A 13635-nucleotide genomic window follows, 5' to 3' on the forward strand; every position below is an offset into this window, starting at 1 on the left:
GTCAGTCAACCTCCTCGACGGACACGAGGTGCGTGACCGTCTTGACCATCCCGCGGATCTCGGGACGGTCCTCCTTGACGACGGTGTCGCCAATGCGCTTCAGACCGAGGCTGCGCAGCGTGTCACGCTGGTTCTGCTTGCCACCGATCTCGGACCGGGTCTGGGTCACCTTGAGACGAGCCATCACGCACCACCCTTTGCAGCCGCGGCCTCGGCGAGGCCGGCGGCACGGGCCCGGAGCATGGCCGCCGGGGCGACCTCCTCGAGGGTCTTGCCACGACGCGCGGCGACCGACTCGGGGCGCTCGAGGTCGCGCAGGGCCTGGGCCGTCGCGTGGACGATGTTGATGGCGTTGTCCGAGCCCAGCGACTTGCTGAGCACGTCGTGGATGCCGGCGCACTCGAGCACCGCACGCACCGGGCCACCGGCGATGACACCGGTACCGGGGGCGGCGGGGCGCAGCATGACGACACCGGCGGCGGCCTCACCCTGGACGGGGTGGGGGATGGTGCCCTGGATGCGGGGGACGCGGAAGAAGTTCTTCTTCGCCTCCTCGACACCCTTGGCGATCGCCGCGGGCACCTCCTTGGCCTTGCCGTAGCCGACACCCACGGTGCCGTCACCGTCGCCGACGACGACGAGGGCGGTGAAGCTGAAGCGACGACCACCCTTGACGACCTTGGCGACACGGTTGATGGTCACGACGCGCTCGACGTACTGGTTCTTGTCCTGGTCGCGGCTGTCGCGGTTGTCACGACCGCCGCGGTTGTCACGGCGGTCTCCGCGCTCGGTGCGCTCGCCGCCAGTGGCGGGGCCTCCGACCCCTCCGCCTCGACGCTGCTGTCCGGGCATCAGATGTTCCTCATCTCAGAGATTGCGTTCACGTGCTTGCTCACAGGGACAGACCGCCTTCGCGGGCGCCCTCGGCGATGGCCGCGACGCGACCGTGGTACTTGTTGCCGCCACGGTCGAACACGACGGCCTCGACACCGGCATCCTTGGCCCGGGCGGCGACGAGCTCGCCGACCTTCTTGGCCTTGGCCGTCTTGTCGCCTTCGAACGTGCGCAGGTCGGCCTCCATGGTCGACGCCGACGCGACGGTCTTGCCCACGGTGTCGTCGACGACCTGAACGAACAGGTGACGGCTGCTGCGGGAGACCACGAGGCGGGGACGGGCCGTGGTGCCGGCGATCTTCTTGCGACCGCGCACCTGGCGGCGGATGCGTGCAGCGGCCTTGCTCTTGCCGCGCTTGATGATCATTGCCATGGCTTACTTACCGGCCTTTCCGACCTTGCGACGGATCTGCTCGCCGGCGTAACGGACGCCCTTGCCCTTGTACGGGTCGGGCTTGCGCAGCTTGCGGATGTTCGCGGCGACCTCGCCGACGAGCTGCTTGTCGATGCCCTGCACGGCGAAGCGCGTCGGGTTCTCGACCGTGAAGCTGATGCCCGCCGGTGCCTCGATGGTGATGGAGTGGCTGTACCCGAGCGAGAACTCGAGGTTGGCGCCACGAGCCGCGACGCGGTAACCCGTGCCGTGGATCTCCATCTTCTTCTCGTAGCCCTCGGTGACACCGAGGACCATGTTGTTGATGAGCGAGCGGGTCAGGCCGTGGCGCGAGCGCGAGTCGCGCTCGTCGTTGGGCCGCTTGACCTCGAGGTTGCCCTCGCCCACCTCGACGGTGATTGGGTTCGGGACGGTGAGCTCGAGCTGGCCCTTGGGGCCCTTCACGAGCACGTCCTGACCCTGCACCGTGACGTCCACACCCGAGGGGATGGAGACCGGAAGTCGTCCGATTCGCGACATGTCAGTGTCTCCTTACCAGACGTAGGCGAGGACTTCCCCACCCACGCCCTTCTCGTGTGCCTGACGGTCGGTCAGCAGACCGGTCGACGTCGACAGGATCGCCACGCCGAGGCCGCCGAGGACCTTGGGCAGGTTGGTCGACTTCGCGTAGACGCGCAGGCCGGGCTTGCTCACGCGGCGGACGCCGGCGATGGAACGCTCCCGGTTGGGGCCGTACTTGAGGTCGATGGTCAGCGTCTGGCCGACCGTCGCCTCCTCGATCTTCCAGGAGGCGATGTAGCCCTCCGCCTGGAGGATCTCGGCGATGTTCTTCTTGAGCTTCGAGTACGGCATGGAGACGACGTCGTGGTGCGCCGAGTTGGCGTTACGCACGCGGGTCAACATGTCCGCGATCGGGTCTGTCATGGTCATGTGGGCTCTCCGCCCTTCCTCACCGGGGTTTCGGCCTCGGGCTCGATGCCCTGCGGCGGATGCCGCCGAAGCCGACCTACGGTGTCAGAGGTGTGTGTGGGTGTGGGGTGGGTCTTACCAGGAGCTCTTGGTGACGCCCGGCAGCTCGCCCGCGTGCGCCATCTCGCGAAGGCAGATGCGGCAGAGGCCGAACTTGCGGTACACCGAGTGCGGGCGACCGCACTTCTGGCAGCGGGTGTACGCGCGGACCTTGAACTTCGGCTTCCGGTTCGCCTTGTTGACGAGAGCGGTCTTGGCCATGTCAGTTCTCCTTGAAGGGGAAGCCCAGCTGCTTGAGCAGCGCGCGACCCTCGTCATCGTTGGTCGCCGTGGTGACCACGGTGATGTCCATGCCACGGACCCGGTCGATGCGGTCCTGGTCGATCTCGTGGAACATGGACTGCTCCGTCAGACCGAAGGTGTAGTTGCCGCGGCCGTCGAACTGCTTCGGCGAGAGACCGCGGAAGTCACGGATGCGCGGGAGGGCGATCGTCACGAGACGGTCGAGGAACTCCCACATGCGGTCGCCACGCAGCGTCGTGTGCGCGCCGATCGGCATCCCCTCACGCAGCTTGAACTGCGCGATGGACTTGCGCGCCCGCGTCACGACCGGCTTCTGGCCGGTGATGGCGGTGAGGTCGCGGACGGCACCCTCGATGAGCTTGCTGTCCTTGGCCGCGTCGCCGACACCCATGTTGACGACGACCTTGACGACACCGGGGACCTGCATGACGTTCGCGTAACCGAACTGCTCGAGCAGGGCGCCCTTGATCTCGTCCTGGTAGCGCGTCTTGAGGCGCGGCTTGGTGATGGTGCTGGTGGTCTCGGTCATCCTCAGAGGTCCTTGTCCGACGTGACCGCGACGCGCACGCGGGCGGCCTTCTGGCGGCCACCGCGCTCGACGGTCTCGACCCGCGTCTTGACGCGCGTCGGCTTCTTCGACTCCGGGTCCACGACGGCCACGTTGCTCACGTGGATCGCGGCCTCGGTGTGGGTCAGGCCACCGGTGCGCGTGCCGCGCGCCGTGGCGCCGGCCTTGACGTGCTTGGTGACGCGGTTGATGCCCTCGACCAGCACGCGCTGGTTCTCGGGGTACACCGCGATGACCTTGCCCTGCTTGCCCCGGTCGCCGCCGTTCTTCTGCGTGCGGCCGGAGATGACCTGGACGAGGTCACCCTTCTTGATCTTCATCTTGGCGGGTGCCTTCTTCGCGTTCGCCATGTTCACAGCACCTCCGGCGCCAGCGAGATGATCTTCATGAACCGCTTGTCGCGCAGCTCGCGGCCGACCGGGCCGAAGATGCGGGTGCCACGGGGGTCACCGTCGGTCTTGAGGATCACGGCGGCGTTCTCGTCGAACTTGATGTACGAACCGTCGGCGCGGCGGCGCTCCTTGACGGTGCGCACGATGACGGCCTTGACGACGTCGCCCTTCTTGACGTTGCCGCCGGGGATGGCGTCCTTGACGGTGGCGACGATGGTGTCACCGATGCCGGCGTACCGACGGCCCGAACCACCGAGAACACGGATGCAAAGGAGCTCCTTCGCACCGGTGTTGTCGGCGACGCGCAGTCGCGACTCCTGCTGAATCACTGTCTAACTCCTGTCGTCGTGCCGGTTCTCACTGGTTGCCCAGCTGAGCCTGGCCGAACGGAAATGGGGGGTGGCTTACTTGGCCTTCTCGAGGATCTCGACGAGACGCCAGTGCTTCGTCGCCGAGAGCGGACGCGTCTCCATGATGAGCACGCGGTCGCCGACGCCGGCCTCGTTCCTCTCGTCGTGCGCCTTCACCTTGCTGGTGCGGCGGATGACCTTGCTGTAGAGCGCGTGCTTGACGCGGTCCTCGACCTCGACGACGACGGTCTTGTCCATCTTGTCGCTGACGACGTAACCCTGGCGGGTCTTGCGGTCGTTGCGCGTCGCGGTCGCCTGGGCGGCCTTGTCCTGCTCGCTCATGCTCCAGCCTCCTCGTCGGCCTTGGCCTTCTTCTTCTCGGCCTTCGCAGCCTTCTTGTCGGCCTTCGCGTCGGCCTTGGAGTCGCTCTCGCTCGCGGCGGCGGGCGCGGCCGGGGCCGAGCCGATGCCGAGCTCGCGCTCGCGCATCTCCGTGTAGATGCGGGCGATGTCCTTCTTGACCGCACGGAGGCGACCGTGGTTGTCCAGCTGGCCCGTGGCCGACTGGAAGCGCAGGTTGAACAGCTCGGCCTTGGCCTTGCTGAGCTCGTCGGCGAGCCTGCTGTCGTCGAGACCGCGCAGCTGCTCGCTGGCCAGGTCCTTGGTTCCGACTGCCATCAGATGTCACCACCCTCTCGCGTGACGAAGCGGCACTTCATGGGGAGCTTGTGCATCGCGAGACGCAGGGCCTCGCGAGCGACCGGCTCGGTGACGCCCGACAGCTCGAACATGATGCGGCCCGGCTTGACGTTGGCGATCCACCACTCCGGCGAACCCTTACCGCTACCCATGCGGGTCTCGGCGGGCTTCTTGGTGAGCGGGCGGTCGGGGTAGATGTTGATCCAGACCTTGCCACCACGCTTCATGTAGCGGGTCATGGCGATACGAGCGGACTCGATCTGACGGTTGGTCACGTAGGCGGGCTCGAGAGCCTGGATGCCGTAGTCACCGAACGCGATCGTCGTCCCACCCTTGGCCGCACCGTGGCGGTTGGGGTGGTGCTGCTTGCGGTGCTTGACACGACGGGGGATCAACATGGTCAGGCCTGCTCATTCTCAGTCGCGGGAGCCGCCGGGGCGGACTCGGTCGCGGCTGCCTCGGGTGCCTGCGCGCCGGCGTTGTCACGCTCGCCACGACGGGCACGGTTCGGGCGGTCGGCGCCGTCACGACGCGGGCCACGCGACGGGCGCGGGGCGGCGGCCTGCTGGGCCGCGAGCTCCTTCGCCGTCATGTCGCCCTTGTAGATCCAGACCTTGACGCCGATGCGGCCGAAGGTCGTGCGCGCCTCGTAGAAGCCGTAGTCGATCTGCGCACGCAGGGTGTGCAGCGGGACGCGGCCCTCGCGGTAGAACTCGGTGCGGCTCATCTCGGCGCCGTTGAGGCGGCCCGAGACCTGCACGCGGATGCCCTTGGCGCCGGCGCGCTGGGCGGACTGCATGCCCTTGCGCATCGCACGACGGAAGGACACACGGGCCGAGAGCTGCTCGGCGATGCCCTGGGCGACGAGCTGGCTGTCGATCTCGGGGTTCTTGACCTCGAGGATGTTCAGCTGGACCTGCTTGCCGGTGAGCTTCTCGAGCTCGCCGCGGATGCGGTCGGCCTCGGCGCCGCGGCGACCGATGACGATGCCGGGGCGGGCGGTGTGGATGTCGACGCGGACACGGTCACGGGTGCGCTCGATCTCGACCTTGGCGATGCCGGCGCGCTCCATGCCCTTCTCCATCAGGCGACGGATGGAGACGTCCTCCTTGACGTAGTCACGGTAACGCTGACCGTCCTTCGTCGAGTCGGCGAACCAGTGGCTCTTGTGGTCGGTCGTGATGCCGAGACGGAAGCCGTGGGGGTTGACCTTCTGACCCATATCAGCGGGCTCCCTTCTTCTCACGCTGGGTGACGACCACGGTGATGTGGCTCGTCCGCTTGTTGATGCGGCCGGCGCGGCCCTGGGCGCGCGGGCGGAACCGCTTCATGGTCGGGCCCTCGTCGACGAACGCCGCCGAGATGACGAGCTCACGCTCGTCGAAGGCGACCGACTCGCGGTCGGCCTTGACGCGGCAGTTGGCGATGGCGCTCTCGAGCACCTTCTGCACCGGGTCGGAGGCCGACTGCGGGGCGAACTGCAGGACCGTGACGGCGTCGGTGGCGGCCTTGCCGCGGATGAGGTCCACGACACGGCGAGCCTTCTGCGGGCTGACGCGCACGTGGCGCGCCGAAGCCTTGGCTTCCATGACTTCTTCCTTGGTCTGGGTCGGGGCGGCCATCAGCGACGACGACCCTTCTTGTCGTCCTTGATGTGACCCTTGAACGTGCGCGTCGGCGCGAACTCACCGAGCTTGTGGCCGACCATCGACTCGGTGACGAACACCGGGACGTGCTTGCGGCCGTCGTGCACGGCGAACGTGTGGCCGAGCATGTCCGGGCTGATGACCGAACGACGCGACCAGGTCTTGATGACGGTCTTGGTGCCCGCTTCGTTCTGGGCGTCCACCTTCTTCTGAAGGTGGTCGTCGATGAAGGGGCCCTTCTTCAGGCTACGAGGCATTCCAAAGGCTCCTTATCAGCGCTTCTTGCCAGTACGACGGCGACGCACGATGAGCTTGTCGCTTTCCTTGTGACCCTTGCGGGTGCGGCCCTCGGCCTGACCCCAGGGGCTGACGGGGTGACGTCCACCGGACGTCTTGCCCTCTCCACCACCGTGCGGGTGGTCGACCGGGTTCATGGCGACACCGCGGACGGTCGGGCGCTTGCCCTTCCAGCGCATGCGGCCGGCCTTGCCCCAGTTGATGTTGCTCTGCTCGGCGTTGCCGACCTCGCCGACGGTGGCGCGGCAGCGCGCGTCGACGTTGCGGATCTCACCGGACGGCATGCGCAGCTGCGCGTAGGGGCCGTCCTTGGCGACGAGCTGCACGCGCGTTCCGGCCGAGCGGGCCACCTTGGCGCCGCCACCCGGCTTCAGCTCGATCGCGTGCACGACCGTACCGACGGGGATGTTGCGCAGCGGCAGGCTGTTGCCCGGCTTGATGTCGGCCGCGGGGCCGTTCTCGATCGGGTCGCCCTGCTTGAGGCGGTTCGGCGCGAGGATGTAGCGCTTCTCGCCGTCGGCGTACTGGACGAGCGCGATGCGCGCGGTGCGGTTGGGGTCGTACTCGATGTGAGCGACCTTGGCCGGCACGCCGTCCTTGTCGTGGCGACGGAAGTCGATGAGGCGGTAGGCACGCTTGTGGCCACCACCGATGTGACGCGTCGTGATGCGACCGGCGTTGTTGCGACCACCGCTCTTGGTGAGCGGACGGACCAGCGACTTCTCCGGCGTGCTGCGCGTGATCTCGACGAAGTCGGCGACCGACGAGCCACGGCGGCCCGGCGTGGTCGGCTTGTACTTGCGGATACCCATGTTCGTTTCCTTACGACTCGTCGAGCTCAGGCGCCGGCGCCGAAGATGTCGATCGTGCCCTCACGGAGGGAGACGATCGCGCGCTTGGTGTCCTTGCGCTTGCCGAGGCCGAAGCGGGTGCGGCGGGTCTTTCCCTGGCGGTTCAGGGTGTGCACCTTGTCGACCTTGACGTCGAAGATCTGCTCGATGGCGATCTTGATCTCGGTCTTGTTCGCGCGGGGGTCGACGAGGAAGGTGTACTTCCCCTCGTCGAGCAGCCCGTACGACTTCTCCGAGACGACCGGCGCGATGAGGATGTCGCGGGGGTCCTTGGTGTGGATGCTCACTTGGAGTCCTCCTTCACGGCGGCGAGGCCGGACTTGTCGGCCTTCACGGGGCCGGCGACGAACGCGTCGAGCGCCGCCTGCGTGAAGACGATGTCGTCGGCGCAGAGCACGTCGTAGGTGTTGAGCTGGTCGGCGACGAGCACGTGCACGTTCTGCAGGTTGCGCACCGACTTCAGCGAGACCTCGTCTCCGCGCGTCAGCACGACGAGCAGGTTCGGGCGCTCGGTGATGCCCGTGAGGGCGGCCAACGCCTGCTTCGACGACGGGGCGTCGCCGGTCACGAGGGCGTCGAGGACGTGGATGCGGCCGAAGCGGGCCCGGTCCGAGAGGGCACCGCGCAGGGCGGCGGCCTTCATCTTCTTGGGGGTGCGCTGGCTGTAGTCGCGCGGCTGAGGGCCGTGGACGACGCCACCGCCGGCGAACTGCGGCGCGCGGGTCGAGCCCTGACGGGCGCGGCCGGTGCCCTTCTGGCGGTAGGGCTTGCGGCCACCGCCACGCACCTCACCGCGGGTCTTCGTGGAGTGCGTGCCCTGACGGGCCGCGGCGAGCTGGGCCACGACGACCTGGTGGATGAGCGGCACGTTCGTCTGGACGTCGAAGATGTCGGCCGGCAGGTTGGGGGTTGTGGTTGCCATGTGGATCATGCACCCTTCGCAGCCGTGCGGATCAGGACGAGGCCACCGCGGGGGCCGGGGACGGCACCCTTGATGAGCAGCAGGCCCTTCTCGGCGTCAACGGCGTGGATCTGGAGGTTCTGGGTCGTCTGGCGGACGCCACCCATGCGACCGGCCATGCGCATGCCCTTGAAGACACGGCCCGGCGTGGAGCAGCCACCGATCGATCCCGGCTTGCGGTGGTTCTTGTGGGCACCGTGCGAGGAGGAGACACCGGCGAAGCCGTGACGCTTCATGACACCGGCGAAGCCCTTGCCCTTGGTCGTGCCCGTGGCGTCGACGCGCTGGCCGGCCTCGAACACCTCGGCCGTGACCTCCTGGCCGAGCTCGTACTCGCCGGCGTCGGACGTGCGCAGCTCGACGAGGTGGCGGCGCGGCGTCACGCCGGCCTTGGCGAAGTGCCCGCTCATGGGCTTGTTCACCTTGCGGGGGTCGATCGCACCGAAGGCGATCTGCACCGCGCCGTAGCCATCGGTCTGCTCGGCACGCACCTGCGTCACGACGCAGGGGCCGGCCTTGACCACGGTCACGGGCACGAGGCGGTTGTCGGCGTCCCAGACCTGGGTCATGCCGAGCTTCTCGCCGAGGACACCCTTGACGGTCTTCTGGGGAACGTTCGTCGCAATGGTCGTCATCTCACCCACCGCCTCAGAGCTTGATCTCGATGTTGACGTCCGCCGGCAGGTCGAGACGCATCAGCGAGTCGACGGCCTTGGGCGTCGGGTCGATGATGTCGATGAGGCGCTTGTGCGTGCGCATCTCGAAGTGCTCGCGGCTGTCCTTGTACTTGTGCGGCGACCGGATGACGACGAAGACGTTCTTCTCCGTCGGCAGGGGAACCGGGCCCACCACGGTCGCGCCAGCGCGTGTCACCGTGTCAACGATCTTCCGGGCCGAGTTGTCGATGACCTCGTGGTCGTACGACTTCAGCCGGATGCGGATCTTCTGTCCCGCCATCTGAAGTTACGTCTCTCTCTCGCCGTACTCTTCCTACCGGTTCCCTTGGCCCTCCGACCCCCGAGGTCGGGCGTGTCGCGCCCGCTCCGCGGCCCGGATCGCGCACCTGAGTGCCGATCCAGGGATGGAGTGCCCGGCCGAACCGGGCTGCCTGCGCTTCCCTCGGGCCTCCCGCGGCGCCCGGGGGCGTGCGGTGCAGTCCTGCAGAGTCCTACGAGGGGTGGCCTCGCCGACATGGGTCAGCGACGCGCGTCAAGCAACCCCGACAGTGTGCCAGAGGGCGCGGGGACGTATCAAATCGTGCGTCCGGCCCCGCTCCCGGATGCCGGGTGGCGGGCGGTCAGCGCGGGTCGAGGAAGGCGGCCAGCGCGGCGACGTACATCGGCACGTCGTGGGCGCCGCACAGCTCGCGGGCGCTGTGCATCGACAGCATCGGGGCACCGAAGTCGACGGTCGTGGCACCGGTGAGCGAGGAGGTCACCGGGCCCACCGTCGACCCGCAGGGCAGGTCGCTGCGGGTGACGAAGGTCTGCACGGGGACACCCGCCTGCTCGCAGGCGAGGCGGAAAGCGGCGGCGCCCACGGCATCCGTCGCGTAGCGCAGGTTGGTGTTGACCTTGAGCACCGGGCCACCGTTCATCGCGATGCGGTGCATCGGCTCGTGGCGGTCGGCGTAGTTCGGGTGGGTCGCGTGCGCCATGTCGCCCGAGGCGATGACGGTGGCCGCGAGGGCGCGCCAGTAGTCCTCGCGCGTGCCCCCGCCGGCGGTGACGATGCGCTCGAGCACGGAGGGCAGCAGGGTCGAGGTCGCACCGCGCTCGCTGGTGCTGCCGATCTCCTCGTGGTCGAAGAGCACGAGCACCGGCACGTGGGCGGGCTCGGACGCCGCGGCCCGCAGCAGCGCCCGCGTGCCCGCGTACGAGGTGGCGAGGTTGTCCAGCCGCGGGGCGGCGACGAGCTCACGCTCCAGGCCGATGCGGGCGGAGGGCTGCACGGGGTGGGTCATGACGTCGTAGGACAGGACGTCCTCGCGCTCGGCGCCGACCTGCTCGGCCAGGTAGGCGGTGACGTCGCCCGGCGCCTCCCCCAGCCCCCACAGCGGCACCATGTGCTGCTGACGGTTGAGCGAGAGCTCGTCGTTCTGGGTGCGGTCGAGGTGGATCGCCAGCTGGGCCACCCGCAGCAGCGGGTCGCGGTCGTGGAAGAGCCGGGTCGTCACCCCGTCGGCCGTGCGCACCGCGACCCGACCGGCGAGGCCGAGGTCGCGGTCGAGCCACGAGTTGAGGATCAGGCCACCGTAGGGCTCGACGGCGAGCATCTGCCAGCCGGCCTTGACGTGGTCGGCGTGCGGCTTGAGGCGCAGGTTGGGGCTGTCGGTGTGCGCGCCGACGACCCGGAAGCCGGCGGCCGGCCCGGCCCCGGCGGCGTGCGTCCCACGGGTGTCCCAGGCGATGAGCGAGCCGCCACGCAGCAGCAGGTGGGCCCCGGGCGCGGTCGGGAAGGGCTCGCGCTCGTCGAGCCGCACGAACCCCTCGGCCTCGAGGCGGGCCGCCGCCTGCTCGCACGCGTGGAACGGGGTCGGTGAGGCGTCGACGTAGTCGATGAGACCCTGCGCCTCGGTGTCGGAGTCGAAGCGGGGAGCGGAGCCGTCAGCCATGCGGGCGACCCTACCCACGCCCCCTGGGACGCCTGCGGGTGGCACCATGCCTCGATGCGACGCTCCGAGCTGGACGACACCCTCACCGGCCTGGCCTCCCGCGACCCGGAGGTGCGGGACGGTCGGGCGCTGCCGACGCTGCTCGCGGCGGTGCAGGCCGGCCTCGACGCCGACGACGCGGCCCACGTGGCGGCCGTGGCCCTGGAGCGGCTCGACCACCCCGAGACGCAGGCGCGCACGTTCGCACCGCTCGTCATCGCCGCCCTCGTGGAGTCGGGTCGCTTCGACCCGACGTGGTGGCACCGCGTCGCGCGGTGGTGGGTCGGGGAGCACGACCTGCGCGGCCACGACGACGGCCTGGGCTGGCTGCACGCCGTGGCCCACGGCGCCGACCTCGTCGCGACGTGTGCGGCCGCCCGGGTCGTCGACCCCGGCGACCTGCTCGACGCCACGGTCGCGCGGTGCATCGAGCCGACCGACACCGTGTGGCGCGACCAGGAGGACGACCGCGTCGCCCACGCGCTCGTGCAGGTCGTGGCCCACCCGGACCTCACCGCCGACCGGCTCGTCGCGGGCCTGTCCCCCGTCCGCCGGATGTTCGAGAGCGGTGAGCCCGGCCCGGTCCCGGCGCCGGCGACCAACACGATGCACGTGCTGCGCTCCCTCGTCGTGGCCCTCGGTCAGCAGCCCCTCTGGGACGACGAGCCGGTGCGGGTGCCGCTCGCCGACGTCGCCGTGGCGGAGGCCTGCTCGCTGCTCGCTCTCGTCACGCCGTGGTCCTGGCGCCCGGCCTGACGGCGGACCCGGCGGCGGACGACGCGGACTCGGCGGCCGCGAGGTCGGACTTCCAGACCCGGAACGACTCCTCGGTGCGGCCGCGACGCCAGTAGCCCGAGATCGACGCGTCGGCGCGGGGCACCGCCCGCTCGCGCAGCAGGTACGGCCGGATGCCGTGCATGACCGTGCGCGCCTCACCGTGCACGAAGGCGTGCACCCGGCCGTCGCGCCAGGGCAGAGCGCGCACGGCGCTGACGAGGGCCCGCTCACGCGGGCGCCCGCCCGGCTCGTCGGTGTCGTCGCTCGCGGGGTGCGAGGTGATGCTGTCGTTGAGCCAGATGACCTCGAGGCCGTCGGGCGCGCCGAGCTCGACCTCGTGCTCACGGTGCGGCACCTCGAGCACGGCGTATCCCACGGCGTCCGCAGGCAGGGCCTGGACCGCGGCGCGGATGGCGGGCAGGGCCGACTCGTCGCCGACGAGCAGGTGCCAGTCCGCGGTGGGGTCGGGCCGGTAGCCGCCGCCGGGGCCACGGGCCTCGAGGCGGTCACCGGGCCGGGCGCGGGCGGCCCAGGGACCGGCCACGCCCTCGTCGCCGTGCACGACGAACTCGACGGCGACCGTGCCGGCGGCGACGTCGGGGTCGAGGGCGGTGTAGGTGCGCACGACCGGCTCGTCGCCGTCCCCCGCCCCGGCGAAGACGAGCTTGACGTAACGGTCGGTGTCGGCGCTGCCCTCGAAGGCCGACAGGTCCTCGCTCGCGAACTCGACCCGCACCATTCCCGGGCTCACCGGTGAGGTGGTGGTGACGGTCAGGGCGGTGGTGCCGGGCACGGTGGTCCTCACGGGTCTGCGGTCACCCCCGAGGCGGCCGGTAAGGCGACCCTAACAAACGACCCGGGCACTCTCCCCCACCCCGGTCTGCGCGCGATCCCGCCCCGGCCGACGTCGTCCGGGTGGATCATCAGGCATGGGCGACGACGGTGACCGGCAGGCGGGTGTGGCGCGACTCTTCGACCAGCTGGCCGAGGTCTACGACCAGGGCGGGGTGCCGTTCTTCCGGCCGATCGCCGGGCGGCTGGTCGCGCTGCTGGCGCCGCAGCCCGGCGAAGAGGCCCTCGACGTCGGCTGTGGACGCGGAGCGGTGACCCTCCGACTGTGCGACGCGGTCGCACCCGGGGGCCGCGTGGTCGGCGTCGACCTGTCGGCCGCCATGGTCGAGCTGCTGCGTCGGGATGCCTCCCGGAGCGGTGTGACCGACCTCGACCTGCTCGTCGGTGATGCCGCCGACGTCGGTCTGGCGCCGTCGAGCTTCGACCTCGTCACGGCCTCGTTGGTGCTCTTCTTCAGCCCCGACCCCGCCGCCACGCTGACGCAGTGGGTGTCGCTGCTGAAGCCGGGAGGACGCATCGGCCTCACCACGTTCGGTGGGCGCGACGCCGTCTGGAGCGAGGTCGACGACCTCTTCACGCCCCACCTGCCGCCGGCCCTGCTCGACCCGCGGACCACGGGAGTGGACAGCCCCTTCGCGAGCACCGCCGGCCTCGAGGCCCTCGTCGTGCGCTGTGGCGCCGCCACCGTGCGGTCACGGCTCGAGCGCGTGGAGCTCACACTGCCGGACGCCGCCGCGTGGCGGGCGTGGACGATGAGCGTCGGTCAGCGGGCGATGTGGGCCGCCGTGCCGGAGACGGAGCGGGAGTCGCTCTTCGCCGCGGCCACCACGCTGCTCGAGCGGGCGCGCGGCGGGGACGGCCTGATCCGGCTCGGCCAGGACGTGCGCTACACGGTGGCGTCCCGCTGAGGCGACCGACCGGCATCCGGCCCGGGCGACCGCCCCACCGCTCGGGCACGCGGAAGGGCCCGCCCCGCCGAAGCGGAACGGGCCCTGCCGATGGTGCTGGTGCCGACCCGAGGGCCGGCTCA

24 protein-coding genes are annotated in these 13635 nt (G+C 70.0%); 2 read left to right on the top strand and 22 right to left on the bottom strand.

Annotation, left to right across the window (positions count from 1 at the left end; translation table 11 throughout):
- Window position 1: 1 nt before the first annotated feature.
- The 21 genes from rpmD to DFJ68_RS10955 form a co-directional block, all read right to left on the bottom strand.
- On the bottom strand, window positions 2-184 hold the full coding sequence (gene rpmD, locus DFJ68_RS10855; protein ID WP_121033127.1) for a 50S ribosomal protein L30: 183 nt from the start codon (window positions 182-184) through the stop codon (window positions 2-4).
- Window positions 184-852: a 30S ribosomal protein S5 gene (rpsE, locus tag DFJ68_RS10860; RefSeq protein WP_121033129.1), complete on the bottom strand. Its 669-nt coding sequence runs from the start codon at window positions 850-852 to the stop codon at window positions 184-186. The genes rpmD and rpsE overlap by 1 nt, the downstream gene beginning before the upstream one ends.
- Before the next feature lie 40 nt (window positions 853-892).
- A complete protein-coding gene (gene rplR / locus DFJ68_RS10865) occupies window positions 893-1267 on the bottom strand; it encodes a 50S ribosomal protein L18 (RefSeq protein WP_121033131.1) in 375 nt (124 codons plus the stop codon).
- Window positions 1268-1270: 3 nt separating this feature from the next.
- Window positions 1271-1807: a 50S ribosomal protein L6 gene (gene rplF / locus DFJ68_RS10870; RefSeq protein WP_121033133.1), complete on the bottom strand. Its 537-nt coding sequence runs from the start codon at window positions 1805-1807 to the stop codon at window positions 1271-1273.
- A gap of 12 nt (window positions 1808-1819) precedes the next feature.
- Complete coding sequence (rpsH, locus tag DFJ68_RS10875; protein ID WP_121033135.1) at window positions 1820-2218, bottom strand: 30S ribosomal protein S8; 399 nt, start codon at window positions 2216-2218, stop codon at window positions 1820-1822.
- A gap of 114 nt (window positions 2219-2332) precedes the next feature.
- Complete coding sequence (locus DFJ68_RS10880; RefSeq protein WP_020143231.1) at window positions 2333-2518, bottom strand: type Z 30S ribosomal protein S14; 186 nt, start codon at window positions 2516-2518, stop codon at window positions 2333-2335.
- A 1-nt stretch (window position 2519) separates the two neighbouring features.
- Window positions 2520-3089, bottom strand: coding sequence for a 50S ribosomal protein L5 (gene rplE / locus DFJ68_RS10885; RefSeq protein WP_121033137.1), 570 nt, complete (start codon window positions 3087-3089; stop codon window positions 2520-2522).
- Between the two features lie 2 nt (window positions 3090-3091).
- A complete protein-coding gene (rplX, locus tag DFJ68_RS10890; RefSeq protein ID WP_121033139.1) occupies window positions 3092-3478 on the bottom strand; it encodes a 50S ribosomal protein L24 in 387 nt (128 codons plus the stop codon).
- Between the two features lie 2 nt (window positions 3479-3480).
- Complete coding sequence (gene rplN, locus DFJ68_RS10895) at window positions 3481-3849, bottom strand: 50S ribosomal protein L14 (protein ID WP_121033141.1); 369 nt, start codon at window positions 3847-3849, stop codon at window positions 3481-3483.
- Window positions 3850-3924: 75 nt separating this feature from the next.
- Window positions 3925-4212, bottom strand: coding sequence for a 30S ribosomal protein S17 (gene rpsQ / locus DFJ68_RS10900; protein WP_121033143.1), 288 nt, complete (start codon window positions 4210-4212; stop codon window positions 3925-3927).
- On the bottom strand, window positions 4209-4547 hold the full coding sequence (rpmC, locus tag DFJ68_RS18965; RefSeq protein ID WP_121033145.1) for a 50S ribosomal protein L29: 339 nt from the start codon (window positions 4545-4547) through the stop codon (window positions 4209-4211). The genes rpsQ and rpmC overlap by 4 nt, the downstream gene beginning before the upstream one ends.
- Window positions 4547-4966, bottom strand: coding sequence for a 50S ribosomal protein L16 (rplP, locus tag DFJ68_RS10910; RefSeq protein WP_121033147.1), 420 nt, complete (start codon window positions 4964-4966; stop codon window positions 4547-4549). Before rplP ends, rpmC begins: the two co-directional genes overlap by 1 nt.
- A 2-nt stretch (window positions 4967-4968) precedes the next feature.
- Window positions 4969-5790 (bottom strand): 30S ribosomal protein S3, encoded by an 822-nt coding sequence (rpsC, locus tag DFJ68_RS10915; RefSeq protein WP_121033149.1) that lies wholly within the window; start codon window positions 5788-5790, stop codon window positions 4969-4971.
- Window position 5791: 1 nt separating this feature from the next.
- Window positions 5792-6157 carry a 50S ribosomal protein L22 gene (rplV, locus tag DFJ68_RS10920; protein WP_121035295.1) on the bottom strand — a complete coding sequence of 122 codons (366 nt, stop codon included), beginning with the start codon at window positions 6155-6157 and terminating at the stop codon, window positions 5792-5794.
- A 32-nt stretch (window positions 6158-6189) separates the two neighbouring features.
- Window positions 6190-6471: a 30S ribosomal protein S19 gene (rpsS, locus tag DFJ68_RS10925; RefSeq protein WP_070191534.1), complete on the bottom strand. Its 282-nt coding sequence runs from the start codon at window positions 6469-6471 to the stop codon at window positions 6190-6192.
- Between the two features lie 15 nt (window positions 6472-6486).
- Complete coding sequence (gene rplB / locus DFJ68_RS10930; RefSeq protein WP_121033151.1) at window positions 6487-7323, bottom strand: 50S ribosomal protein L2; 837 nt, start codon at window positions 7321-7323, stop codon at window positions 6487-6489.
- A 26-nt stretch (window positions 7324-7349) separates the two neighbouring features.
- Window positions 7350-7649, bottom strand: coding sequence for a 50S ribosomal protein L23 (gene rplW, locus DFJ68_RS10935; RefSeq protein WP_121033153.1), 300 nt, complete (start codon window positions 7647-7649; stop codon window positions 7350-7352).
- Window positions 7646-8293 (bottom strand): 50S ribosomal protein L4, encoded by a 648-nt coding sequence (rplD, locus tag DFJ68_RS10940; protein WP_121033155.1) that lies wholly within the window; start codon window positions 8291-8293, stop codon window positions 7646-7648. Before rplD ends, rplW begins: the two co-directional genes overlap by 4 nt.
- Window positions 8290-8958: a 50S ribosomal protein L3 gene (gene rplC, locus DFJ68_RS10945; protein WP_121035296.1), complete on the bottom strand. Its 669-nt coding sequence runs from the start codon at window positions 8956-8958 to the stop codon at window positions 8290-8292. The genes rplD and rplC overlap by 4 nt, the downstream gene beginning before the upstream one ends.
- A 13-nt stretch (window positions 8959-8971) precedes the next feature.
- Complete coding sequence (gene rpsJ, locus DFJ68_RS10950) at window positions 8972-9280, bottom strand: 30S ribosomal protein S10 (RefSeq protein WP_009775966.1); 309 nt, start codon at window positions 9278-9280, stop codon at window positions 8972-8974.
- 340 nt (window positions 9281-9620) lie between these two features.
- Entirely contained in the window at window positions 9621-10937 is a 1317-nt protein-coding gene (locus DFJ68_RS10955) for a M18 family aminopeptidase (RefSeq protein ID WP_121035297.1), read from the bottom strand.
- A 54-nt stretch (window positions 10938-10991) separates the two neighbouring features.
- Between DFJ68_RS10955 and DFJ68_RS10960 the strand changes: the two genes are divergently transcribed.
- Window positions 10992-11732: a DUF2785 domain-containing protein gene (locus tag DFJ68_RS10960; protein WP_147431564.1), complete on the top strand. Its 741-nt coding sequence runs from the start codon at window positions 10992-10994 to the stop codon at window positions 11730-11732.
- On the opposite strand, the gene DFJ68_RS10965 is transcribed toward DFJ68_RS10960, so the two are convergent.
- Window positions 11704-12546 carry a siderophore-interacting protein gene (locus tag DFJ68_RS10965; protein WP_245963593.1) on the bottom strand — a complete coding sequence of 281 codons (843 nt, stop codon included), beginning with the start codon at window positions 12544-12546 and terminating at the stop codon, window positions 11704-11706. The genes DFJ68_RS10960 and DFJ68_RS10965 overlap by 29 nt on opposite strands.
- A gap of 136 nt (window positions 12547-12682) precedes the next feature.
- Here DFJ68_RS10965 and DFJ68_RS10970 point away from each other — a divergent pair, with 136 nt between their 5' ends.
- Window positions 12683-13513 carry a class I SAM-dependent methyltransferase gene (locus DFJ68_RS10970; protein ID WP_121033159.1) on the top strand — a complete coding sequence of 277 codons (831 nt, stop codon included), beginning with the start codon at window positions 12683-12685 and terminating at the stop codon, window positions 13511-13513.
- Window positions 13514-13635 lie beyond the last annotated feature (122 nt).

The organism is Terracoccus luteus (assembly GCF_003635045.1).
Lineage (GTDB): Bacteria > Actinomycetota > Actinomycetes > Actinomycetales > Dermatophilaceae > Terracoccus > Terracoccus luteus.